Annotated in this window: 1 protein-coding gene; it reads right to left on the bottom strand. The window is 33.7% G+C overall.

The annotated features are described in order from the left end of the window. On the bottom strand, window positions 1–326 hold a 326-nt coding region (locus tag FLQ44_RS12365; RefSeq protein WP_206208859.1), incomplete at its 3' end, for a class I SAM-dependent methyltransferase. Window positions 327–430 lie beyond the last annotated feature (104 nt).

Raw genomic sequence — 430 nt, 5'->3', positions numbered from 1 at the left:
ACTAAACCAGCTAAACCCGCTGTAGAAATATCTTGAATCTCAATCTGGTTAAAATGATGTTGTGCTACTACTTGATGAATTTGCTGTTCTGTCTTTAAAGTTTTGAAACGAACATCTGCTGCTTTGAGTAAGCATTGATATTTGAGTTTTTGTTTTGAATTTAAATGGACATCTGACAGCATCAGGTAATGAAAAGCTAAACGTCCTTTTGAATTTAAAAGTGGTGCAACTGAACTCAGAAATGAATTTAAATCACTATGGTAGGCTGCATCAATACACATCACCACATCAAAAGCTTGAGAGAAAAGATTTTTATTTAAATTCAAAAAGGATTGGCAATGAACTGCTTTAACACGGGGAAGTTGCTTTTGAATTTAAATGGACATCTGACAGCATCAGGTAATGAAAAGCTAAACGTCCTTTTGAATTT

Source organism: Vogesella mureinivorans, assembly GCF_007644035.1.
Lineage (GTDB): Bacteria > Pseudomonadota > Gammaproteobacteria > Burkholderiales > Chromobacteriaceae > Vogesella > Vogesella mureinivorans.
The sequence above is the reverse complement of the archived record's forward strand: the minus strand, read 5'-3'. Positions and strand labels throughout refer to the sequence as shown.